The sequence below is a fragment of the Streptomyces sp. NPDC056600 genome, assembly GCF_042792855.1.
Lineage (GTDB): Bacteria > Actinomycetota > Actinomycetes > Streptomycetales > Streptomycetaceae > Streptomyces.
In genome coordinates, this window is record NZ_JBHTVQ010000042.1 from 32,183 (window position 1) to 55,193 (window position 23,011).

16 protein-coding genes are annotated in these 23,011 nt (G+C 74.6%); 11 read left to right on the plus strand and 5 right to left on the minus strand.

The window, feature by feature from the left end:
• Positions 1–194 precede the first annotated feature (194 nt).
• The 4 genes from ACFRAV_RS20875 to ACFRAV_RS20890 all read left to right on the plus strand — a co-directional run bounded on the left by ACFRAV_RS20875 (position 195) and on the right by ACFRAV_RS20890 (position 4,771).
• Positions 195–1,169, plus strand: a complete 975-nt coding sequence (locus ACFRAV_RS20875) for an ABC transporter permease (protein ID WP_382557717.1) — start codon at positions 195–197, stop codon at positions 1,167–1,169.
• Positions 1,166–2,092 (plus strand): ABC transporter permease, encoded by a 927-nt coding sequence (locus tag ACFRAV_RS20880; protein ID WP_382557719.1) that lies wholly within the window; start codon positions 1,166–1,168, stop codon positions 2,090–2,092. The genes ACFRAV_RS20875 and ACFRAV_RS20880 overlap by 4 nt, the downstream gene beginning before the upstream one ends.
• Positions 2,089–4,089, plus strand: coding sequence for an ABC transporter ATP-binding protein (locus tag ACFRAV_RS20885; RefSeq protein WP_382557721.1), 2,001 nt, complete (start codon positions 2,089–2,091; stop codon positions 4,087–4,089). Before ACFRAV_RS20880 ends, ACFRAV_RS20885 begins: the two co-directional genes overlap by 4 nt.
• Positions 4,090–4,153: 64 nt before the next feature.
• Positions 4,154–4,771, plus strand: coding sequence for a helix-turn-helix domain-containing protein (locus tag ACFRAV_RS20890; protein ID WP_382557722.1), 618 nt, complete (start codon positions 4,154–4,156; stop codon positions 4,769–4,771).
• A 96-nt stretch (positions 4,772–4,867) separates the two neighbouring features.
• Here ACFRAV_RS20890 and ACFRAV_RS20895 read toward each other — a convergent pair whose 3' ends face one another.
• Both ACFRAV_RS20895 and ACFRAV_RS20900 read right to left on the minus strand, forming a co-directional pair.
• The gene (locus ACFRAV_RS20895) at positions 4,868–6,514 is read right to left on the minus strand and encodes a hypothetical protein (RefSeq protein WP_382557723.1); all 1,647 of its coding nucleotides are present in this window, start codon (positions 6,512–6,514) and stop codon (positions 4,868–4,870) included.
• Positions 6,511–7,188 carry an ATP-binding cassette domain-containing protein gene (locus ACFRAV_RS20900; RefSeq protein WP_382557725.1) on the minus strand — a complete coding sequence of 226 codons (678 nt, stop codon included), beginning with the start codon at positions 7,186–7,188 and terminating at the stop codon, positions 6,511–6,513. Before ACFRAV_RS20900 ends, ACFRAV_RS20895 begins: the two co-directional genes overlap by 4 nt.
• Positions 7,189–7,511: 323 nt before the next feature.
• On the opposite strand from ACFRAV_RS20900, the gene ACFRAV_RS20905 reads away from it, so the two are divergent.
• Both ACFRAV_RS20905 and ACFRAV_RS20910 read left to right on the plus strand, forming a co-directional pair.
• A complete protein-coding gene (locus ACFRAV_RS20905; RefSeq protein ID WP_108952184.1) occupies positions 7,512–7,715 on the plus strand; it encodes a cold-shock protein in 204 nt (67 codons plus the stop codon).
• Positions 7,716–8,014: 299 nt separating this feature from the next.
• On the plus strand, positions 8,015–9,538 hold the full coding sequence (locus ACFRAV_RS20910; RefSeq protein WP_382557727.1) for a DEAD/DEAH box helicase: 1,524 nt from the start codon (positions 8,015–8,017) through the stop codon (positions 9,536–9,538).
• 196 nt (positions 9,539–9,734) lie between these two features.
• On the opposite strand, the gene ACFRAV_RS20915 is transcribed toward ACFRAV_RS20910, so the two are convergent.
• The gene (locus tag ACFRAV_RS20915; protein WP_382557729.1) at positions 9,735–10,241 is read right to left on the minus strand and encodes a DUF4383 domain-containing protein; all 507 of its coding nucleotides are present in this window, start codon (positions 10,239–10,241) and stop codon (positions 9,735–9,737) included.
• Positions 10,242–10,418: 177 nt separating this feature from the next.
• Between ACFRAV_RS20915 and ACFRAV_RS20920 the strand changes: the two genes are divergently transcribed.
• The 5 genes from ACFRAV_RS20920 (at position 10,419) to ACFRAV_RS20940 (ending at position 15,657) form a co-directional block, all read left to right on the plus strand.
• Complete coding sequence (locus ACFRAV_RS20920; protein ID WP_382557731.1) at positions 10,419–11,657, plus strand: cytochrome P450; 1,239 nt, start codon at positions 10,419–10,421, stop codon at positions 11,655–11,657.
• A 5-nt stretch (positions 11,658–11,662) separates the two neighbouring features.
• Positions 11,663–11,968 (plus strand): hypothetical protein, encoded by a 306-nt coding sequence (locus ACFRAV_RS20925; RefSeq protein WP_382557733.1) that lies wholly within the window; start codon positions 11,663–11,665, stop codon positions 11,966–11,968.
• A 217-nt stretch (positions 11,969–12,185) separates the two neighbouring features.
• Entirely contained in the window at positions 12,186–13,715 is a 1,530-nt protein-coding gene (locus ACFRAV_RS20930; protein ID WP_382557735.1) for a PP2C family protein-serine/threonine phosphatase, read from the plus strand.
• Between the two features lie 16 nt (positions 13,716–13,731).
• The gene (locus ACFRAV_RS20935; RefSeq protein WP_382557737.1) at positions 13,732–14,874 is read left to right on the plus strand and encodes a B12-binding domain-containing protein; all 1,143 of its coding nucleotides are present in this window, start codon (positions 13,732–13,734) and stop codon (positions 14,872–14,874) included.
• Positions 14,875–15,000: 126 nt separating this feature from the next.
• On the plus strand, positions 15,001–15,657 hold the full coding sequence (locus ACFRAV_RS20940) for a pentapeptide repeat-containing protein (protein ID WP_382557739.1): 657 nt from the start codon (positions 15,001–15,003) through the stop codon (positions 15,655–15,657).
• Between the two features lie 26 nt (positions 15,658–15,683).
• Here ACFRAV_RS20940 and ACFRAV_RS20945 read toward each other — a convergent pair whose 3' ends face one another.
• Both ACFRAV_RS20945 and ACFRAV_RS20950 read right to left on the minus strand, forming a co-directional pair.
• Positions 15,684–18,092 (minus strand): SpoIIE family protein phosphatase, encoded by a 2,409-nt coding sequence (locus tag ACFRAV_RS20945; protein ID WP_382557779.1) that lies wholly within the window; start codon positions 18,090–18,092, stop codon positions 15,684–15,686.
• Between the two features lie 194 nt (positions 18,093–18,286).
• Positions 18,287–22,795 (minus strand): HAMP domain-containing protein, encoded by a 4,509-nt coding sequence (locus ACFRAV_RS20950; protein ID WP_382557781.1) that lies wholly within the window; start codon positions 22,793–22,795, stop codon positions 18,287–18,289.
• Between the last annotated feature and the right edge of the window lie 216 nt (positions 22,796–23,011).

Consider the following 23,011-nt stretch of genomic DNA (forward strand, 5'->3'; position numbering starts at 1 on the left):
GCACCCGCTCGCCCCGCACCCTCGCCGACCGCATCGAGGCGTCCCGCGAGGCGGCGGAGAAGGGGGGGGGCGCCCGGTTCGGCAACGCCCGCACCCCCACCGAACGGCTGGGCCGGGGGGGCCCCCCCCCCCGGCGCCGCCGCCGACGCCGACGCCGACGCCAGTAGCTGTGCCGGCCCTGAGGGAGGCGACCGATGACCGCCCGTTACGTCCTGCGCCGGCTCGGGGGCACACTGGCGCTGCTGTTCGTGCTGTCCGTCGCGGTGTTCGCGCTGCTCCAGGCCGCCCCGGGCGACCCGGCGCGCACCCTGCTCGGCCCCCGCAACGCCACCCCCGACGCGCTCGCCGCGGTCCGCGCCCGGCACCACCTCGACCAGCCGTTCGTCGTCCAGTACCTGCGCTGGGCGGGCGACGCGCTCCGCCTGGACCTCGGCACCTCGATCCGCACGGGCGCGTCGGTGGCCGCCACCATCGGGGGACGGCTCGCTCTCACCGGGCAGTTGGTGGGACTCGGCCTGGCGATCTCGCTGCTGCTCGGCGTCCCCGGCGGCGTCCTCGCCGCGCTGCGCCGGTACCGGACGACGGACCGCGTCGTGCAGACGACCTCGCTGATCGCCCTGTCCACCCCGGCCTTCGCCGGCGGCCTGGTCCTCGTCTACGTCTTCTCGCTCATGCTCGGCTGGTTCCCCGCCTACGGTCCCGGAGAGGGCGGCGACCGCCTGCCCCACCTGGTGCTGCCGGCGGTGGCCCTGGCGCTGAGCGTGACGGCGGTGCTGCTCAAGCTGACCCGGGCCGCGGTGATCCGCGAGCTCGACAAGGAGCACGTGGCGTTCGCGCGGGCCCGCGGGGTCGCCGAGCGGCGGATCCTCGTCCACTACGTGCTGCGCGGCGCGCTGGTGCCGGTGCTCACCGGCGTCGGGCTGGTCGTCGCCTACCTGCTGGCCGGGACGGTGATGGTGGAGCAGGTCTTCGCGCTGCCGGGACTCGGCTCCCTGCTGGTCGACTCGGTGACGTACCGCGACGTGCCGCTGGTGCAGGCGGAGGCCCTGCTGATCGCCGTGCTGGTCTGCCTGGCGGGGCTGCTGACCGAGCTCGCCCAGCCGCTGGTCGACCCCCGGCTGCGCCCCGCCCCCGCCACGCCGTCGCGCCCGACCAAGGAACGCCGATGACCTCGCTGCGAGACCGAGCCCGAGCCCAGGCCGGAGCCCAAGCCCGGGGCCAGGGCCGAGCCGGAACGGGAGCGCACGGTACGGCCCTGCCCGGCACGGGAGGCCCGCGGCGCACCCGCCTCGTCCGGCCGCTGACCGCCCTGAGCGTCGTGGTGGCCGTGCTGTTCCTGGCGGCCGCCGCGTTCGGCCAGGCGCTGCTGCCCCACTGGGACGCCCAGGACATCACCGCCGGCGCCCGGATGCCCGGCGACGGCCACCTGCTCGGCACCGACGACCTGGGCCGCGACATCGCGAGCATGGTGGTCGCCGGGGCCCGCTCCACCCTGACCGGCGCCGCGCTGGTCGCCCTCGGCTCGATGCTGATCGGCAACGTGCTGGGGCTCCTCGCCGGCTACCTCGGCGGGTGGACGGACGTGCTGGTGCGCCGCTGGGCCGACCTGCTGCTGGCGGTCCCCGCCCTGCTGGTCACCCTGGTGGTGGCGGGCATCGGCGGCGGGGGCTGGACGCTGGCCGTCTGCGCGCTGGTGGTGCTGACCTCGCCCTCCGACATCCGCCTGGTGCGCACCGCCGTGCTGGAGCAGCGGCACCTGCCGTACGTGGAGGCCGCCGAGACGCTGGGGCTGCCGCGGCGCACCGTGATGCTGCGGCACATCTGGCCCAACACCCTGCCGGTGGTCGTCGCCAACACGCTGCTCAACTTCGCGGGCGCCGTGGTCGCGCTGAGCTCGCTCTCCTTCCTGGGTCTCGGCGTGCCGCCCGGCGCACCGGACTGGGGGCGGATGCTCTCCGAGAACCGGAACCTGCTGTGGACCAACCCGAGCGCGGCGCTCGCGCCCGCCGCCCTCATCGTGCTGTCGGCCGTCGTGCTCAACCTGCTCGGCGACCGCGTCCTGGAGGCCTTCTCCGAGCGAGGCAGATCGTGACGACCACCCACGTCCCCCACGCCACCCGTGACGCGGGGTCCGCGCCGCTCCTCGAGGTCGACGGCCTGTCCGTGACGGCGGGCTCCGGCGGCGGGGCCGTCGTCGTCGACGGGGTGTCGCTGACCGTGGCGCCCGGCGAGTGCGTCGGCATCGTCGGCGAGTCCGGCAGCGGGAAGTCCCTCACCGTCCGGGCGGTCGCCGGGCTGCTGCCGCCGGGCCTGGAGGTCACCTCCGGGACGGTCCGGCTGGACGGCGAGGAGGTCCTGGGCCTGGCGCCCAAGGCCCGTGCGGCGCTGCGCGGGCGGCGGATCGCACTGCTCATGCAGGACCCGTTCGCGATGCTGCACCCGCAGCTCACCTGCGGCCGGCAGATCGCCGACGGGCTGCGCGGCCTCGACGGCCGCGGCCCTGCCGTGCGTGCGGCGCGGCGGGCCGAGGTGGAGCGGCGCCTGGTGGAGGTGGGGCTGGACCCGTCGGTCGCCGACCGCTTCCCGCACGAGCTCTCCGGCGGCATGCTGCAGCGGGTGGCCACGGCGGCGGCGCTGGCCGGCGATCCGGAGCTGCTGATCGCCGACGAGCCGACCACGGCGCTGGACACCGCCACCCAGGCCGCCGTCCTGGACCTGCTGGGCGGGCTGCGGCGGGACCGGGACATGGGCCTGATCCTGATCACCCACGACCTGCGGGTCGCGTTCTCCGCCTGCGACCGGGTGCACGTGCTGTACGCCGGGAAGGTCGTCGAGCACGGCCCCTCGCACCGGCTGGGCGGCGCCCCCCGGCACCCGTACACGGCGGCCCTGCTCGCCTCCGAGCCCTCCGCCCACGAGCGGCGGCCCCGCCTCGCCACCCTCCCCGGCTCCGTTCCCGCGCCCGGCGAACGTGGCCCCGGCTGCCCGTTCGCCGACCGCTGCGCCTTCGCCGTGGACGTCTGCCGCACCACACCGGTGTCCCTCACCCCCGTCCCTCCGGGCCCGGCCTCCCTCGGCGCGACCGCGTGCCTGCGCGCCGACGAGCTGGGGCCGCTCGGGCCGACCACGACGGCGGACGGCGCGGCGGCCGGCACAGCGGCGAACGGCGCGACGAAGAACGGCACGAAGGCGAACGGCACGAAGGCGAACGGCAGGGAGGCAAACGACGCGACAACGAACGGCACGGCAGCGAACGGCGCGGAACCCGACGAGGAGGATCCCGCACCCCACGCCGCCGCACCCGGCCCCGACGCCGCCCTGGTCGTACGGGACGTGGGACGCTGGTTCGGGTCCGCGGCCGGTGACGCCGGCGGGCGGTACGTGCTCGCAAACGTGTCGCTGACCGTGCCCGCCGGCGAGGTGACCGCCCTGGTGGGGCGCTCCGGCTCCGGCAAGACCACCCTCGCGCGGATCGCCATCGGCCTGGAGTCCTTCGACGACGGCGCCGTCCGCACCGGCCCGGTCGACCTCCCCCGCGGGCGGCGGCCTTCCACCGCGGACCGCCGCCGGATCGCCGCGCACGCGCAGATCGTCTTCCAGGACCCCTACGCCTCGCTGAGCCCGCTGCGCACCGTCGGCGCCACCCTCCGCGAGGCCCTGGACGCCGCCCGGCGCGGCGGCCGCGGCGGCACGGACACCGTCGAGTCGCTGCTGGGCAGGGTCGGCCTGCCCGAGCGGTACGCCGCCCGGCGCCCCGCGGCCCTCTCCGGCGGCGAGCGTCAGCGGGTGGCGGTGGCGAGGGCGCTGGCCGCCCGGCCCCGGCTGCTGATCTGCGACGAGTCGGTCTCCGCGCTCGACGTCTCGGTGCAGGCGCAACTGCTCAACCTGCTCGACGAGTTGCGCCGCAACCAGGGTTTCGCGGTGCTGTTCATCACCCATGACCTCGCCGTGGTGCGGCAGATCGCCGACCACGTCGCGGTGCTGCACGACGGCCGCCTCGTCGAAACCGGGCCCGCCGCACGGGTGTTGGACGCACCCGAGCATCCCGAAACCCGTCGGCTGCTCGCCGCCGTCCCCGCCCCACGGTAGAGTTCGGCACCCGGCGCGACACCCTGCCCCACCCCCTGACCTGCGACGACCGAGGAGGCCGACGGTGACCGGCACGACCACCCCGGCCGCGGTCCCGCACCAGGCCGAGGCCCGGACCGCCTCCGGTGCGCCGGCCGCGACCGGCACCCGCGCCTCGCTCGCGGGGAACGTCAACCGGCGCCGTCTGGCACGGGGGTTGAGCCTGCGGGAGCTGTCGGCGGCGACCGGGGTCAGCAAGGCACTGCTGTCGCAGATCGAGCGCGCCGAGGCCAACCCCACCGTCGACGTGCTGGTCCGGATCGCCGAGGCGCTGGAGACCACCTGCGACGAGCTGCTGCGCCGCCCGCTGCTGCACCCGGAGATCGTGCGCGCCGCCGATCTGCCCGAGCCGCCCGGCGAGACCTCCGTCAACCTGCTCTTCGCCGGTCACGAACCGGGCCGCGTGGAGCTGTACCGCACCAGCCTGCACCCCCATGCTCAGAGCCAGTTGAGCTCGCACGGGGCGGGGTCGGTGGAGTACGTGGTGGTTCTCTCCGGCGAGGTCACCCTGACCGTGGACGGACGGCCCTACCGCCTCGCCACCGGCGACAGCGCCCGCTTCTCGGGCCTGAGCAGCCACTTCTACAGCACCGACGCGGCTCCCGCGGTCACCCTCACCATGGTCGGCCACCCGCGCCACTGACCCGCGCCACCGACCCGACCCGCGGTGAGCCCCACCGGGCCCGGCGGCACCGCCTTTCGCGCCCCCGGGGGCGGCCCGGCGCCCGGCCTCGCCCCGTCAGGGCCGGACCAGCGCGGCCGCCCGGCGCCGGGCCCACAGCAGCAGAACCGCCGCGACCGCCCAGCAGGCCGTCGTCCTGCCGACGCCGACGTCACCGGGACCGCCGAGGAGCACGGTCACCGCGGCGACGCCCACCAGGGGGCCCACCATGTGCCACAGCAGTGCCAGCCCCGGACCGGTTCCGGCCAGGGCGGCCGACCCGTACAGCAGCGCGGTGCGGGTGGGCGGCCGGTAGGCGCTCACCAGCCCGGCGGCCACGAGCACCGGCACGGCTCCGGCGACGACCGGCAGTGCGCGGGGTCCGCCCGTCACCAGCGCGAGGACCGCGCCCGCGACCGTCAGTACGGCCGTCGGCACCACCGCGTGCGCCGCCACCGTCCTCTCGAACGGCCGCGGCGACCAGGCGGCCCGGCGGGGGTCGTCGCCGTCGAGCCGGGCCGGCTCCAGGAGCCGGGCGCACGCGCCGTAGGCCGCCGCTCCCGCGGCCGCCGCCGCCGGCGTCCCCGCGCCGGCCCCGGCGGCGGCCGCACCGGCCGCGGCGACGAGCAGCAGGGCCACCGCCGAGGCGGTCCGCCGCGGCACGGCCGCCAGGGCCACCGCGTCCCGCCAGACCACCAGCAGCCACGGGAACCGCGGGGCGTGGAGACGGCCGGCCCACCGGGCGGTCCTCCCCCGGGCCCTCACCTCCCGTGAGCGGGCCGTGGCCAGGCGCACCACACGCGGGTCCGCGGCGAGGACGCCGGCCAGCACCCCGCCCGTGGCACCGGCCCGGGCGCGCAGCGACCCGGCGGGGATCCCGCCCAGCCACCGCACGGCGAGCCACAGCGCCACCGCGGTGGCCGACACCAGGAGCAACACCGCCGTCGGCCAGAGCGGGGCCGTCCCTCCCGCCGCCGCCAGGACCGGCTGCGCGGCCCAGCCCCAGGGCCCGGACCACAGTTCGGCCGTCTCCAGCCACCGCACCCTGCTCCCCCGGGCGGCGGCCACCGTCTGCACGCCCGCCCCCAGCAGCGCCGTCACCGCCCACGGGGTGACCCGGTGCACGGCACGGGCCGCCCGGCGCGAACGCTGGACCGTCGCCGCCGCGGCGACGGCGAGCAGGGCCGTGCAGACGGCGGCGACCGCGCACGCCGCCGTCAGCGGCCCCAGCGCGCCGAGACCGGTCGCCGCGAGCGCGGCGGCCCCGGCGACCGCCGACAGCAGCGCGGCGGCCGTCCAGAGAGCGGCCGACAGCGCGAACCACGGCAGCAGGACCGCCCGCCGGCGCACCGGCAGGACCAGCAGCCAGTCGACGTCCGGCCCGGGCGGCGTGACCGGGCCGCGCCACAGCGCGTCGCGCAGCGCCGCCCACAGGGCCCAGGCGGCCGCCGCCGCGAGCCCCGCGGGCAACGCCGCCTCGGCCACGGCGGCGTGCGCGGCGAACGGCCGCCGCCGCACCTCGGCGAGCAGCCCCGCCACGAAGAGGCCGTACCACCCGGCGAGCAGCACCAGTGCCGTGTAGGCGCGGGAGACGAACCGCCGCGCGCCTTCTGCCCCGCGCCGGGCCCTGAGCCAGGCCAGCACCTCGGCCGTCCGGTCCTCGTGGGGCGTCCCCGCCCGCTCCCGGCTCCCGTCCCACGGCGTGGCCTGGGCCGGACCGGTCACCGCCGCGCCCCGGCGAGCACCTCGTCCGCGGGGCCGTCCGCGACCACCTCTCCGTCCTCCAGCAGCACGACCCGGTGCGCGGCCCCGGCGAGCTCGCGGTGATGGGTGGCGTAGAGGACGGCCGTGCCGTGCTCGCCCTGGGCGCGCACGATGCCGGCCAGGCGGCGTCGGGCGCCGGGGTCGAGCCGCTGTTCGGGTTCGTCGAGCACCAGCAGGTCACGCGGGCGCAGCAGCGCGGCGGCCAGCAGGAGGGACTGGAGCTGTCCGGAGGACAGGGCGGCCGGGACCGAGTCGCCGTGCCCGTGGAGCCGGAGGTCGCGCAGGACGGTGTCGATCTCCTCCGGCGCGACCCCGTGGGCGACGGCGACCAGTTCCAGGTGCTGGCGCACGGTGAGGTCGGGGTACCAGCTCGGGGTGTCGGCGACGACGGCCACCCGGGCCCGTACCCGCGGGTCGTCCTCGGTCATCGGCGCCCCGTCGAAGGCGACCGTTCCGGCGTCGGGGCGCTCCCGTCCGGCGGCGATCCGCAGCAGCGTCGACTTGCCGGACCCGTTCGGGCCCATCAGCGCGACGCGTTCCCCGCGGGCGACCTCCAGCCGGACGGCGCGCAGCGCGACCCGTTCCCCGTAGCTGCGGCTCACCCCTGTGGCCCTCAGCAGCACCACCGGTCCCACCCCCTGTCGCTCCTCCCCCGCCGGGCGCCCCACCCTAGGCGCACGACGATCACGGCACCGTGCGGAGGCGGCGCGCGCAGGAGACACGGATCACTCCGGGGCCCGCCGCCCGCCCATCACCCCTCCACCTGTGCTACGGTCGCAGAAGTTGCAGTTTTGGTTCCCAGAGGCTTCGAGTGCTCTTCCGACCCTTTCGTCGACGAGCACTCTTTTTGTTTTCGGCAGTCTCACCGCTTGCCGGACATCTCCGGACGGGAAATCATCGCAGCGACTCCGGTTCCACACGGTGTGGATCCGGGCACTGCCCCAGAAGGAGATTCAATATGGCATCTGGCACCGTGAAGTGGTTCAACTCGGAAAAGGGTTTTGGCTTCATCGAGCAGGACGGCGGCGGCCCCGACGTCTTCGCCCACTACTCGAACATCGCCACCTCCGGCTTCCGTGAGCTTCAGGAGGGCCAGAAGGTGAACTTCGACGTCACGCAGGGCCAGAAGGGCCCGCAGGCCGAGAACATCGTTCCTGCCTGACGCCGACACGTACGACGGACTGGGGCCCGCACGCTTTGGGGTGCGGGCCCCAGTCCCGTGCTTTTTGGCACCACCGGGCGGCCAGGCGTCACGCCGCCGCCCACCCCGCACGGACGCCTCTGTGGCGGAGATTCACCTCCCGTCCACCGTCCGGCTCATTCTTCCGGCGCAGTCGCCCGCCCTTTTCCGGCCGGCCCCCTGTGCGCCCGTTCACCGGCTCAGTATTGCGAATACCCGCAGGGCGTTCATCCGCCCGGGGGAATTCCTCGATACGTGTGCCGCATCGAGGAAGGTTCCGCATGAACCGCACCACACGTTCCAACGGCTCGCGTCCCGACCGTCGCACCGCGGCCGGTTTCGGCGGCTCCGGCGGCTCCGCCCGCGGTGCCGGCCGTTTCCGTTCGCAGGGCTCCGGCTCCGGTGGCGGCCGTCAGGGCGCCCCGTCCCGCAAGGGCGGCACCCGTCGCCCCTCCTCGCCGGCCCGTTCCGCCGAGTTCGCGCCGCCCGCCACCATCACCCCGGCGCTGCCGGCCGTGGAGGCGTTCGACGAGCTGGACCTGCCGGCGGCGCTGCTGTCCGCCCTGACGGCCCAGGGCGTCACCGCCCCGTTCCCGATCCAGGCGGCCACGCTGCCGAACTCGCTGGCCGGGCGTGACGTCCTGGGCCGGGGCCGTACCGGCTCCGGCAAGACGCTGGCCTTCGGTCTGGCCCTGCTGGCCCGCCTCGCGGGGCAGCGCGCCGAGTCCAAGCAGCCGCTGGGCCTGGTCCTGGTGCCCACCCGCGAGCTGGCCCAGCAGGTCACCGACGCGCTCACCCCGTACGCCCACGCCCTGCGGATGCGGCTCACCACGGTGGTCGGCGGCATGTCGATCGGCCGCCAGGCGAGCGCGCTGCGCGGCGGCGCGGAGGTCGTGGTGGCCACCCCGGGCCGACTGAAGGACCTCATCGACCGCGGCGACGTCCGGCTGGACCGGGTCTCCATCACGGTCCTCGACGAGGCCGACCAGATGACCGACATGGGCTTCATGCCGCAGGTCACCGCGCTGCTGGACCAGGTGCGCCCGGACGGGCAGCGGATGCTGTTCTCCGCCACCCTGGACCGCAACGTGGACCTGCTGGTGCGCCGCTACCTGCACGACCCGGTGGTCCACTCGGTGGACCCGTCGGCGGGCGCGGTCACCACGATGGAGCACCACGTGCTGCACGTCTTCGACGCCGACAAGCACGCCACGACCACGGAGATCGCCGCCCGCGACGGTCGCGTGATCATGTTCCTGGACACCAAGCACGCGGTGGACCGGCTCACCAAGCACCTGCTGTCGGTGGGCGTGCGGGCCTCGGCGCTGCACGGCGGCAAGTCGCAGCCGCAGCGGACGCGGACGCTGGCCCAGTTCAAGGACGGCCTGGTGAACGTGCTGGTCGCCACGAACGTGGCGGCGCGCGGCATCCACGTGGACAACCTGGACCTGGTCGTGAACGTGGACCCGCCGGCGGACCACAAGGACTACCTGCACCGCGGCGGCCGCACCGCCCGTGCGGGCGAGTCGGGCACGGTCGTGACGCTGGTGCTGCCCAACCAGCGCCGTGAGATGGACCGGCTGATGGCGGACGCCGGGATCACCCCCCGGATCGCCAAGGTCCGCTCGGGCGAGGCGGAGCTGACCCGGATCACCGGCGCCCAGGCGCCGTCCGGCGTCCCGGTCGTCATCCAGGCGCCGGCCGCCGCGGCCCCGGCCTCGCGGTCCGCGGCCTCCCGTCGCGGCCGTCGCAGCCGCCCCTCGCAGGCGCGTCGTCGCGCCACCGGCGGCGGCACCACCCGCTGACGCGGCCCCGCCTCACGTCACGCCGCCCGCCCGCGCACCTGTGCGCCGGCGGGCGGCTTCGTTCCGCGCCCCGTCGGGCTCGGCGGGGCGCGGCGTCTCCCGGGCGGTGACCACCCGGGCGCCGTCGACGGGCTCCGCCCGGTGCGGTGCGACACCGGGGCGGTCGGAGTGGCCGGGCGATCAGCGCTCCTCCGCCTCACGCCGCCGGTCGCGGCCCGCCGTCGCCCCCGGCGCCGCCCGCCCGGCGCGTCCCCGTCGGCCCGGCGCCTCGGCCGCGGGTGAGGGCCAGGGCGAGCACGATCATGCCGAGGCCGAGGATCAGGTGGAGCCAGTTGTCGGCGGTGTTCAGCGGCACGAAGTTGGCGTCGCTGTGCCGGTCGATCGCGAGGCCGTAGATCCACAGCGCCAGGTAGAGCAGACCGCCGCCGATCAGGTAGGCGCGCGCCGCCGGCACGGTCCTGGCCAGGGCCAGACCGAGGATGCCGAGGAGCAGGTGGAGGAGGTTGTGCAGGACGGAGACCTGGAAGACGCCCAGCAGCTTGGCCCCCGACTCGTGCGAGGCGAACTCCATGTCGCCGTAGTGGGTGGTGATCCCGGGGATGAACCCGAGGAGGCCCACCAGCACGAAGACCAGGCCCACCGCCTGGGCGGCCCGCTGCACCGGTGCGCGGGCTCCGGCCGGGTGCGCTTCGTTCGTGGTCATCGTCGTGCCACCTCCTGACGGCGGCGCCGGCCTTCGGTCACCGCCTTGTGCACGGCCGGTGCCCAGGCCGGACGGGGGTAGGCCGACTCTCACCCGCACGGCCGTACACCCGCGTGACCGGGCACCCATCGGGCGGACCAGGAGTTTTCCGGCCGGTCGGGAGGGCACTCGCCCGCCATGTCCCGCGATACGTCCCCCCTCGCCGACCGCACCGCCGCACTGCTGCTCAAGGGGTACGACTGGCTGCCCGGCCTGGTCCGCCGGCACGGCGCCCCGCTGCGCACCCGGCTGGCCGGCCGCACCGCCGTCGCGCTGCGCGGCCCGGAGGCCGTCCGGTTCGTCTACGACGAGCGCCACGTGGTGCGTGGCCCCGCGATGCCGGAGCCGGTGCTGAGCACGCTCTTCGGCAAGGGCGCCGTGCACACCCTGGACGGGGAGGCCCACCGGGTCCGCAAGGCGATGTTCCTGTCCCTGCTGGCCGACCCGGCGCAGGTGGCCGACCTCACCGAGCGGGTCGCCGACGCCTGGGAGGAGGCGGTGCCCGACTGGGCGGGCCGCGAGGAGGTCGTGCTGTTCGACGAGGCGGCCGTGGTGCTCACCCGCGGCGTGTGCCGCTGGGCGGGGGTGCCGCTGGACGAGGCGGACTCCCGTCCGCTCGCCCGGGACCTGGTGGCCATGGTGGACGGCTTCGCCACCGCGGGTCCCCGGCACTGGCGGGCCCGGCGGGCCCGCGCCCGGCGCGAGTTCTGGGCCGCGGGGATCGTCGAGGAGGTCCGCGACGACGCGCTGGCCCCGCCGGAGGGCTCCGCGCTCGACGTGATCGCCCGGCACCGCGACGCCGACGGCCTGCTGCTGGAGCCGCGGGTGGCCGGGGTCGAGCTGCTGAACGTCCTGCGCCCGACGGTCGCGGTGACCTGGTTCCTGTCCTTCGCCGGCCACCTGCTGCACCACCGGCCGGACGTGCGGGACCGGCTGTGGGCGGACGACGCCGCCTACCTGGCCGCCTTCGTCCACGAACTGCGGCGCTTCTACCCCTTCGCCCCGTTCGTCGGCGGGCGCGCCCCGGCCGACGTCTCCTTCCAGGGCGAGCCGATCCCCGAGGGCGCCATGGTGCTCATCGACCTGTTCGGCCAGAACCACGACGCGAAGCTGTGGGGCGACCCGTTCGTCTTCCGGCCGGAGCGCTTCCTGGAGCGGCCGGTGGAACGCGACGAGCTGGTCCCGCAGGGCGGCGGCGACCCGGCGACCGGACACCGGTGTCCCGGCGAGGCGGTCACCATCGCGCTGCTGGAGGCGCTGGCGCTGCGGCTGGCCCGACTGGACCACGAGGTGCCGGACCAGGACATGCGGATCTCCCTGCACCGGGTGCCGGCCCGGCCGCGCAGCGGCGTGCGGATCACCGTGCCGGGTAGGTGACGCCCGTGCCGGAACCGAAGCGGTACGCGGTCGCGGCGTCCGGCCGGTGGACCGACGAGGAGGACGGCCGCCGGCTGCCTGCGGGCGAGGTGCACGCCTGGGAGCAGGGGACCAACCAGACGGTCTGCGGGCTGTCCATCAGCCGCTCGGAGCTGACCCGCTTCTCCGGGGTCCTTTGGCAGGACGCCTTCCCCGAGTCCGGCGGTGACGCGGACCGCGTCCGGCGGGTGTGCCCCCGGTGCGCCTCGGTCGCCGGACGGCGCGGTCCTGACGCCCGTCCGCGATGGCAACGCACCAGGCCACGTCCGTGACAACGCACACATCTCCGCCCACACTTGCACCGGTCCGCCACCCCGGGGGATGGTGGAAGGACCAATGTCGTTCAGAAGGGCGGTCGGCGCGCAGCACCATCTGTGGCGCCCGTGATCCGTGGACTCTTCGCACTCACTCCACGAAAACCCCTCGGCCGCCGCGATCGACCGGGGCGTTTCGCGCGTCGCCCCCTTCCCCGTCCTGACCGCGGACCCGATGGGGGTGCTCACCACGCTCAACGCGGCCGCGGCGGAACTCTTCCCCCGGGCGGCGGCGGGCGTGCCGATGCGTGACGCGGCCCCCTCCTGGCTGGTCAAGGCGCACGAGCGCGCCTGCCGGACCACGGCCGCGTCGGACGACGCCGCCGCCTGCGGCCCGGTGGACGACCGCTGGTTCCGGGCCCTGGCGGTCCACGCCGACGACGGCGGGGTCGCCTGGTGGCTGGCCGACGAGACCGCCCGCCACCGCGCCGAGCGCCGGCTGGCGGAGGAGCGGCGGGTCACCACCGTGCTCAACGAGGTCTCCGGGGCGCTGCTCGCCACGCTGAACCCCGAGCGCTGCATGGAGCTGACCGCGCGGCTGGCGGCCGAGCACCTGGCCGACGCGGCGGTGGTGGTCTCCCCCCTGCTGGGTCGCGGGCTGCCCGTCGCCACCTGCGGTCCGGACGGCGTCACCACGCACGAGGTGCTGCGCGCGGACCCCGAGGCGGTGCCGGACCTGGACGAGGCGCTGCGGGGCCGTCTGCCCTCCCCCGCCACGATCGCGCTGGACCCGTCGGTGCTGCCGGACTGGGCGGTGCCCGGCGCGCTGGCCGGGCCGGTGACCCGCGCCTCGCTGACGCCGCTGCCCGGGCAGGGGGTGCCCGCCGGGGCCCTGCTGCTGCTCGACACGGGGGCCTCCGACGGCGCGGACGACGCGCGCCCGGGGCCCGACTTCGCGCGGCTCTTCGCCACCCGGGCCGGGGCGGCGCTGTCCGCGGCCCGGCTGCACGCGGAGCAGGCGACGATCACCGCCACCCTGATGCGCAACCTCCTGCCGCCCGACCTGTCCACCGTGCACGGCGTGGAGTACGCGGGCATCTACCGGCCGTCGCGGGCCAGCGAGCGGGTGGGCGGCGACTTCTACGACGTCCATCCCGGCCCCGGGCCGCGGGACGAGACGCTGGTGGTGCTGGGCGACGTGTGCGGCAAGGGCCTGGAGGCCGCCGTGCTGACCGGCAAGATACGCAACACCCTGCAGGCGCTGCTGCCGCTCTCCGGCGACCACCAGCGGCTGCTGGGACTGCTCAACGACGCGCTGCTGGCGCCGGCCAACCCGCGCTTCGCCACCCTGGCGCTCGCCTCGGTGGTGCGGGACGGCCCGCTGGTGCGGCTCCGGGTCACCAGCGCCGGGCACATGCCGCCGGTGGTGGTCCGCCGCTCCGGCGAGGTGGAGGAGGTCCCCACCCGGGGCACCCTGGTGGGCGCGTTCCACAGCATCAGCTCCACCACCGCCGAGGTCGTGCTGCGGCCGGGCGAGACGTGCGTGCTGTTCACCGACGGGATAACGGAGGCCCGCGGCGGGCCGCTGGGCGACGACATGTTCGGGCAGGAGCGGCTGCTGGCCGCGCTCCGGCGGTGCGCCGGCATGCCGGTCGACGCCCTGGTGGATCATGTACACATGCTGGCCGCCGACTGGCTCGGCGGCGGTGATCACGACGACATCGCGGTGGTGGCCGTCGGGGCCCCGTACCGCTCAGCCCTCTGAGGGAAGGCCCGACGGCATGACGGCACAGAACGGTACGGACGGCGGCGGGGGCGACTTCGCGGGCGGCGGCGCGGGCGGAGGCGGCCCTTGGGAGAGGGTCCCCGCGAAGGTCCACGAGGACCTGTGGGAGGCCCTGCGCCAGGGCGACGAGTACACGGCGTCCGGCGTCGTGCTGGACGCCGTGGACGCGGGCGTGAGCGTGGAGGACGTGCTGCTGGGGCTGATAGCCCCGGTGCAGGAGCGGATCGGCGCGGAGTGGGCCGCCAACCGGATCACGGTGGCGCAGGAGCACACCGCCACCGCCGTCAACGAGCGGGTGATGGCGGCCCTCGCCCATCACCCGGCGTACCGGCCGCCGCCCCCGCACCGCGGGCGGATCACGGTGGCCTGTGTGGACGGCGAGTGGCACTCCCTGCCGGCCCGGCTGGTCGCGGAGGTGCTGCGGCGGCGCGGCTGGGAGGTCGGCTTCCTCGGGGCGCACGTGCCCACGCCGCACCTGGTCGCCGACCTGCACGCCTCGGCGCCGCGGGCGGTCGCCCTGTCCTGTTCGATGCCGCGTCACCTGCCCACCGCGCACCGGGTGGTGGCGGCCTGTCAGGCCGCCGGGTTCCCCGTGCTCGCGGGCGGTCGGGCCTTCGGGCCGGACGGGCGTCACGCGCGGACGCTGGGCGCCGACGGATGGGCGCCGAACGCGCAGGGCGCCGCGGAGGTGCTGGAGTCGGGGCTGGCCGGGAGCCTGCCGCGGCCGGCGCACCGGCCGGTCGACGACCTGCCGCACCTGGCGGACCAGGAGTACACGACGGTGACCCGGGCCAGGCAGCGGCTGGTGCGGGAGACGCTGGCGGCGCTGGAGGACCGGTTCCCGCCGATGCGGGCGTACAGCGACGTGCAGCGGGACCGGACGGCGGAGGACGTGGCGCACGTCGTCGACCACCTCGCGGCGGCGGTGTACGTCGACGACGACGTGCTGTTCTCCGGGTTCATCTCCTGGACGGCGGACGTCCTGACGGCGCGCGGCGTCCCGGCGCTGAGCCTGGACCCCACCCTGGACCTCCTCGCCGCGGGCCTGCCCGACGCCACCCCGCGCGCCCGCCGCATCCTCGCCGCCGGCCGCGCCGAACTCACCGCCGGCCCCTGGCCCCACCCCACCACCACCTGACCGGCCGCGTCCCCCGCCAGGGGGCCCCGCCCAGGACGCCGCTCTCGCCGCCGGGTCCCGCGGTGCCGAGGGCCCCTCCCGCCGGCGGTAGAGTCGGCTCCCTCCCCCGAACCCCGCGAGGTGCCCGTGCCCGCCGTCCCCCGTGAGCTCGCCGATCTGCCCTACGCGCGCCATCTGGAGCCGTTGCGCGGGGAGTTGGAGACGGAGGGAACCTACGACACCGTGCACGCCGACGACCGGGAGTTCCAGGAGCCCCGGGCGGGCGGCGCGCGGTTCGTCGAGTGCGCCTTCACGTCGGTGGCGTTCGAGGGCGGGCGGATGCGGCGGGCGCGGTTCAACGACGTGTGGTGCCATACCGTGCGCTGGGTGGGCACCGACCTGGCCGAGTCCTCGTGGATGGACGCCACGGTGCTCTCCGGGATGCTGGCCGGGGTGCAGGTGTTCGGCGCGACGCTGCGCCGGGTGACGTTCTCGCACTGCAAGCTGGACTCGGTCAACTGGCGTTCCGCGGCGCTGCGCGAGGTCCGCTTCGAGGACTGCCTGCTGCGCGACGTGGACTTCGGCGAGGCCACGCTGAAGGACGTGTCCTTCCCCGGCACCGTGCTCGACGGCGTCCGGCTGCGCGGGGCCCGGCTGAGCGGGGTGGACCTGCGGGGCGCGGCGTCGCTGGGCATCGCCGACGGGGTGGAGGCGCTGCGCGGCGCGACCATCGACCAGGGCCAGCTCCTCGACCTCGCCCCGTCCTTCGCCCAGGCTTTGGGCGTCACGGTCGCCGCCCGCTGACCCGCCCCGGGGAGGGGCCGGGGCGGTCAGACGACGCGGATGCCGATGATGCAGGTGTCGTCGTCGGTGTCGGACTTGCTGTGGGTGAGCAGTCCGTCCAGCCGCTGTTCCAGGGTGAGGTTGGGCTTGCGGACGTTGGACAGCAGCCGGGTCAGGGAGTCGTGCACCGACTCGTCGCGCCGCTCGACCAGACCGTCGGTGTACATCAGCAGTGTGTCGCCGACGTCGAGCTGCATCTCCGCCTCCTCGTAGGTGGCCTCGGAGAGGGCGCCCAGGAGGATGCCGCCGGCCGGCTGCAGCGGGGCGGCCTGCTCGCCGCGGATCAGCACCGGCGGGAGGTGACCGGCGCGGGCCCAGCGCAGCGTGTGGGTCTCCGGGTCGTAGAGGCCGCAGACGGCGGTCGCCGTGACGTGCTCGGTGAGGTAGTGCGCGACGATGTTCAGCCAGGCCAGCAGCTGTCCCGGTCCGGCGCCGGTGACCGCGAGGCCGCGCATCGCGTTGCGCAGCACGACCATGCTGGTGGCGGCCTCGATGCCGTGTCCGGCGACGTCGCCGACGCACAGCATGACCTGCTTGGAGGGCAGCACCACCACGTCGTACCAGTCGCCGCCGACCATCGACTCCGACTCGGCCGGCCGGTAGCGGACCGCGACCTGCAGGCCGGGGCTGTCCATGCCGGAGTGGCTGGGCGGCATGATCGCGTGCTGGAGCTGCAGGGTGAGCCGGTTGCGTTCGGCGGCCTGCTGCTCGGTGTGGGCGAGCTGGTCGCGGGTGGCGGCCAGCGCGACCTCGGTCCAGTGCTGCGCCGAGATGTCCTGGTAGGCGCCGCGCACCGAGCGCAGCCGGTTGTCCTCGTCGAGGACGGGCTCGGCGACCACCCGGATGTGCCGGGTGATGCCGTCCGGCCGCTGCAGGCGGAAGGCAGCCGAGGCGGGCCTGCGGTGGTGCAGCACGGCGCGGACGAAGCGGCCGATGGAGACGGCGTCGTCGGGGTGCGCGTGCGCCGCCATCTCCTCCAGCGGCACCGGGCGGTGGGTCTGCGGCAGGCCGTAGAGGTCGAAGAGCTGGTCGTTCCAGACGATCTCGCCGCTGAGGACGTTCTCCTCGAAGCCGCCGATCCGGCCCAGCCGCTGGGCGTGCTGCAGCAGGTTGGCCAGCCGCGCGGTGTCGTCCTCGATCCGCCAGATCAGCAGCACGCTGTTGCCGTGCCGGCTGACGCTGACGTCGACGGTGGTGTCGAGCGGCACCTGGTCGACCAGGGTGGTCAGGGTGACCCGGCGGGAGCGGAACGCCTCGCCGGTCGCGTAGACCCGCTCGATCTTCTCGAAGAGGCCGCTCTCCCCCATCGCGAGCGGGTACGACTCGAGCAGCAGGGTGCCGCCGACCGCGTTGCGCGGCCGGCCCGCCGGGTCGGTGAACCGGCTGTTGACGTGGTGGATGCGGAAGTCGGCGAGCCGTCCGTCCGGCCACAGGTGCGGGGTGAGGACCAGTGCCGGGTCGTAGAGGCCCTCGGCGAGGTCGACCAGCTCGGTGAGGTCCTGCGGCAGCTGCCAGGTGTCGGGCGCAGGGGTGGCCACGGCGCCCGGGCCGCCCTCCAGGGTGTGGGCGCACAGCTCGGCGAGCGCCTCGACCTGCCGCATGATCTGCGGGGGCTGCGGCTCGAGCGGCTCGGGCCAGCAGATCTCCAGGATGCCGTGGACCCGGCCGCCGGTGCCGGCGGGGACGGCGATCCGCCCGCCGCGCGGGTTGTGGGACCAGCCGATGGACGGCAGGGCGGAGGAGGGCTGCTTCTCGGCGCACACGGTGCCCCGGTCGGTCAGCGCCTGCCGGGCCAGCGTGCAGACGCCCGGCGGGACGTAGCGCCACCGGCCGGCCTCGTCCGCGGGGAAACCGGCGTGGCCGACCAGGGAGAGCGAGGCGTCCGCGCCGGCCGCCCAGACGGCCACCGCGGTGGCGCCCAGCGGGGTCAGCGCGTGCTCCAGCAGCGACTCGGCGACGGCCTGGGTGTCCCCGGCGGCCGCGGCGCCGCTCTCCGCGGTGCGCAACCGGACCGCGACCGCGGCGGCGTCCTCGATCTCCGGGACGTCGGTGTCGTCCCCGGCCTCCTCGGCCTCCTCGCCCTCCTGGCCGGTGGCGCGGCGGACGAAGTCGGCGGCCACCTCGGTGACGTGGTCGCGGGCCGCCTGGTTGACGATGTCCGCCGCCAGCTCCAGCTGGGTGAGTCCCGACTCCTCGGCCAGGGTCGCCAGCTGGCGGCCCGCCGCGGTCGGCCCGCAGCCGAGCCGCTCGATCAGCACGCCCTTGGCAAGCTCGATCAGCGCCCGGCCGTCGGCCGCGGCCTGCGCGGCGCGGATCTCGTCCCGCAGCCGCGCCACCGTGGCGGCGAGCCGGCCCATCCCCGCGCCCTCGGCGTCCGGACCGGCGGTGTGCTCCATGTCGTGTCCCGTCCTGGCAGCGGGTACGCGCGATCCCTCTCCGGCGACGAGTTCGTCCGCCCGCGCGGGGTGCGCGGGGTTCTCGGGAGTGCTCACGGTACTGCTGACTCCTCGGTCGGCGGTGGACGGCGGGCGGGTGCGGGTCTCCTGGTCGTGGGCGGACGGTGCGGGGCGCGCGGCGCCCCCCACCCCTGTCATGCGGACAGCCAGCGCTCGATGCAGGCGATCAGGTCGTTGGCGTCCACGGGCTTGGTGACGTAGTCGCTGGCCCCGGAGGCCAGGGACTTCTCCCGGTCACCGGGCATGGCCTTGGCGGTCACGGCGATGATCGGCAGGTCCGTGTAGCGCGGATCCTGGCGGATCGCGCTGGTGGCCGTGTACCCGTCCATCTCCGGCATCATCACATCCATCAGGATGAGATCGATCTCCGGGTGGGTGTGCAGCGACTCGATGCCCTTGCGGCCGTTCTCCGCGTGCAGCACCTCGATGCCCTGGAGCTCCAGGATGCCGCTGAGCGCGTACAGGTTGCGGGCGTCGTCGTCCACGACCAGCACGGTCCGCCCGGCCAGGCTGCCGGCCACGGTCCGCTCGGCGGGCCGCCGGTTCTCCTCCTGGCGCACCAGGGGGAGCACGTCGCCCGGCTCCTCGGCCGACAGGTGCAGGGTGATCCGCTCGCGCAGCTCGTCCAGGCTGGAGATGAGCTCCAGCGGACGCATCCTGGCGAGGAACTGCAGCTGCTGCTCCTGGGAGACGTCCAGGCGGCGGCTGTTGTGGGCGAGCACCGGCACCGTGGAGAGCGCGGTGTCGCCGTCCATCGCCTGGAGGAAGCGGATGGCCTCGTCCTGCGGCATGTCGATCTCCAGCACGACGCAGTGGAACGGGCCGGCGGCCAGGCTCTCGGCGGCCTCCTGGGCGCCGACCGCGGTGATCACCTCTATGTCGCCGGCCGGCTTGCCGAGGCCGGAGTTGCCCGCGAGGTCGCTGACGGCGCTCTCGGCGACCAGGGAGAGCAGCCCGCGGCTGCGCTCCTCGACCACCAGCAGACGTCGCCGGGGCCGGGCGTCGGACACCGGTCGGGCGTCCTGGGTGATCACGTGCGTGTGGTCGTCGGCGGCGGTGACGGCGGCCGGCGTGGACACACCGCCGAGGGCGTTCTCCCAGTCCCCCCGGGAGACCGGAAGGTACAGCGTGAAGGTGCTGCCCTTGCCGACCGAGGAACGGGCGGTGACGGCTCCGCCGAGCAGGTGGGCGATCTCCCGGCTGATGGACAGGCCCAGGCCGGTGCCGCCGTACTTGCGGCTGGTGGTGCCGTCGGCCTGCTGGAACGCCCCGAAGATCGCCTCGAGGTGCTGCTCGGCGATGCCGATGCCGGTGTCCTTCACCTGGAAGGCGATCACGGGTCCGCCGCGGTGCACGAACGGCGGCACGTCCTCGGTCTCGGCCGTCTCGATGCGCAGCTCGACGCTGCCGTGCTCGGTGAACTTGACCGCGTTGGAGAGCAGGTTGCGCAGCACCTGCCGCAGCCGTGAGTCGTCGGTGAGCAGGTGCTCGGGGATGCCGGGCGCGGTGGAGACCGTGAAGTCGAGGTTCTTCTGGGTCGTCATCGGCCGGAAGGTGGCCTCGACGTACTCGACCAGCTGACGCAGCGGCACCTGCTCGGGGTTGATGTCCATCTTGCCCGCCTCGACCTTGGACAGGTCGAGGATGTCGTTGATCAGCTGGAGCAGGTCGGAGCCGGCCGAGTGGATGATGCCCGCGTACTCGACCTGCTTGGGCGTCAGGTTGCGCGTCGGGTTCTGCGCGAGCAACTGGGCCAGGATCAGCAGGCTGTTGAGCGGGGTGCGCAGCTCGTGGCTCATGTTGGCCAGGAACTCCGACTTGTACTTCGACGCCAGGGCCAGCTGCTGGGCGCGGGCCTCGAGTTCCTGGCGGGCCTGCTCGATCTCCAGGTTCTTGGTCTCGATGTCCCGGTTCTGCGCGGCCAGCAGCGCGGCCTTCTCCTCCAGCTCGGCGTTGGAGCGCTGGAGTTCGTCCTGCTGGACCTGGAGCTCCGCGGAGCGGGCCTGGAGTTCGCCGGTGAGCCGCTGCGACTCGTCGAGCAGTTCGTCGGTGCGGGCGTTGGCGACGATGGTGTTGACGTTGACGCCGAGCGTCTCCATCAGCTGTTCGAGGAAGTTCTGGTGGACGATCGTGAACGAGGTGAAGGAGGCCAGCTCTATGACGCCGAGCACCTGGTCCTCCACCACGATCGGGAGCACCACCAGGCTGCCCGGGGTGGCCTCGCCGAGGCCGGAGGAGATGCTGACGTAGTCGCCGGGGACCTGCTCGACGACGATGGTGCGGCGGCTGCGCGCGGCCTGGCCGACCAGCGACTCGCCGAGCCGGAAGCGGCCGTGGCCCTCGAACTCGGTGGGCCGGCCGTAGGAGCCGACCAGGCTGAGCTCGGTGTTCCCGTCGTTCTCCTCGGCGAGGTAGAAGGCGCCGTACTGGGCGGAGACCAGCGGGGTGAGCTCGTCCATGACGAGTTCGGCGACGACCGCGAGGTCGCGGTGGCCCTGCATCAGGGAGGAGAATTTGGCCAGGTTGGACTTCAGCCAGTCCTGTTCCTGGTTGGCGCGGGTCGTCTCGCGCAGGGACTCCACCATGGAGTTGATGTTGTCCTTGAGCTCGGCGACCTCTCCCGAGGCGTCGACCGTGATCGAGCGGGTCAGGTCGCCCTCGGCCACGGCGCTGGCGACCTCGGCGATGGCGCGCACCTGGCGGGTGAGGTTCCCGGCCAGTTCGTTCACGTTCTCGGTGAGGCGCTTCCAGGTGCCGGAGACGCCCTCGACCTCGGCCTGGCCGCCCAGGCGGCCCTCGCTGCCGACCTCGCGGGCGACGCGGGTGACCTCGGCGGCGAAGGAGGAGAGCTGGTCGACCATCGTGTTGATGGTGGTCTTGAGCTCGAGGATCTCGCCGCGGGCGTCGACGTCGATCTTCTTGGACAGGTCGCCCTTGGCCACGGCCGTGGTGACCAGGGCGATGTTGCGCACCTGGTTGGTCAGGTTGTTCGCCATGGAGTTGACGTTGTCGGTCAGGTCCTTCCAGGTGCCCGCCACGTTGGGCACCCGGGCCTGGCCGCCGAGCTGTCCCTCGGTGCCCACCTCGCGGGCCACGCGGGTGACCTCGTCGGCGAAGGCGGAGAGGGTGTCGACCATGGTGTTGATGACGCCGGCCAGTGCGGCGACCTCGCCCTTGGCCTCGACGGTGATCTTCTGTGAGAGGTCGCCCTTGGCGACCGCGGTGGCGACCTGGGCGATGGAGCGCACCTGACCGGTCAGGTTGGAGGCCATCACGTTGACGTTGTCGGTGAGGTCCTTCCAGGTGCCGGAGACGCCGCGCACGGTGGCCTGGCCGCCCAGGTTGCCCTCGGTGCCCACCTCGCGGGCCACGCGGGTGACCTCGTCGGCGAAGCCGGAGAGCTGGTCGACCATCGTGTTGATGGTCTCCTTCAGCTCGAGGATCTCGCCCCGGGCGTCCACCCGGATCTTCTGCGTCAGGTCGCCCTGGGCGACCGCGGTGGTGACCTCGGCGATGGACCGCACCTGCGCGGTGAGGTTGTCGGCCATGACGTTGACCGACTCGGTGAGGTCCTTCCAGGTGCCGGAGACGCCCTTGACGTCCGCCTGACCGCCGAGGCGGCCCTCGGTGCCCACCTCGCGGGCCACGCGGGTCACCTCGTAGGAGAACGCCGAGAGCTGGTCGACCATCGTGTTGATGGTGTTCTTCAGCTCCAGGATCTCGCCGCGCGCGGTGACGGTGATCTTCTGCGACAGGTCGCCCTTGGCGACCGCGGTGGCGACCTGGGCGATGGAGCGGACCTGGGCCGTCAGGTTGCCGGCCATGAAGTTCACCGAGTCGGTCAGGTCGCGCCAGGTGCCGGAGACGCCCTTGACGTCCGCCTGGCCGCCGAGGATGCCCTCGGTGCCCACCTCACGCGCCATACGCGTGACCTCGTCGGCGAAGGAGGAGAGCTGGTCGACCATCGTGTTGATGGTGTTCTTCAGCTCCAGGATCTCGCCGCGCGCGTCGACGGTGATCTTCTGCGACAGGTCACCCTTGGCGACCGCGGTGGTCACCTGGGCGATGTTGCGGACCTGGTCGGTCAGGTTGCCGGCCATGAAGTTCACGGAGTCGGTCAGGTCGCGCCACACGCCGCCGACGCCGGGCACCTCGGCCTGGCCGCCGAGACGGCCCTCGCTGCCGACCTCGCGGGCGACGCGGGTCACCTCGTCGGCGAAGGAGGAGAGCTGGTCGACCATCGTGTTGACGGTGTTCTTCAGCTCCAGGATCTCGCCCCGGGCGTCGACGTCGACCTTCTGCGACAGGTCGCCCTTGGCGACCGCCGTCGCCACCTGGGCGATGTCGCGGACCTGGGTGGTGAGGTTGCCGGCCATGGCGTTCACCGAGTCGGTGAGGTCCGCCCAGGTGCCGGAGACGCCGGGGACCTCGGCCTGCCCGCCCAGGGTGCCCTCGGTGCCGACCTCGCGGGCGACGCGGGTCACCTCGGAGGTGAACAGGGAGAGCTGGTCGACCATGCCGTTGAAGACGGTGGCGATCTCGCCGAGAAGGCCGTCCTCCTCGTCGGAGAGCCGTGTGCCGAAGTCTCCGTCGCGTACCGCGGTGAGACCCGCCAGCAGCTGACGCAGCTCCGCCTCGCCGATCTTGCCGGCTCCGGTCTTTGCGCCCCCTCGCGAGGAACGCGACCGCGGTGCGCCACGCGTACCTTCGACCGCCGCCGCCTCAGCCACGCCCGACCTCTTTCCGTGTTGGTGCCATGACGGAGGGCCGCACGGCGAACTCCACGTATACCCGGAGTTCTCCGCATCATGCTCGCGGGATTCCGCCCCCGTCGAACGACGAGTTGGGAGGCTACTTCA

Excerpts from the sequence above, each read along its gene's own strand:
- ACFRAV_RS20875 (WP_382557717.1), top strand. The coding sequence starts at position 195 with ATGACCGCCCGTTACGTCCTGCGCCGGCTCGGGGGCACACTGGCGCTG.
- ACFRAV_RS20930 (WP_382557735.1), top strand. The coding sequence starts at position 12,186 with ATGGGGGTGCTCACCACGCTCAACGCGGCCGCGGCGGAACTCTTCCCC.
- ACFRAV_RS20880 (WP_382557719.1), top strand. The coding sequence starts at position 1,166 with ATGACCTCGCTGCGAGACCGAGCCCGAGCCCAGGCCGGAGCCCAAGCC.
- ACFRAV_RS20905 (WP_108952184.1), top strand. The coding sequence starts at position 7,512 with ATGGCATCTGGCACCGTGAAGTGGTTCAACTCGGAAAAGGGTTTTGGC.
- ACFRAV_RS20945 (WP_382557779.1), bottom strand. The coding sequence starts at position 18,092 with ATGGAGCACACCGCCGGTCCGGACGCCGAGGGCGCGGGGATGGGCCGG.
- ACFRAV_RS20935 (WP_382557737.1), top strand. The coding sequence starts at position 13,732 with ATGACGGCACAGAACGGTACGGACGGCGGCGGGGGCGACTTCGCGGGC.
- ACFRAV_RS20915 (WP_382557729.1), bottom strand. The coding sequence starts at position 10,241 with ATGACCACGAACGAAGCGCACCCGGCCGGAGCCCGCGCACCGGTGCAG.
- ACFRAV_RS20920 (WP_382557731.1), top strand. The coding sequence starts at position 10,419 with ATGTCCCGCGATACGTCCCCCCTCGCCGACCGCACCGCCGCACTGCTG.
- ACFRAV_RS20910 (WP_382557727.1), top strand. The coding sequence starts at position 8,015 with ATGAACCGCACCACACGTTCCAACGGCTCGCGTCCCGACCGTCGCACC.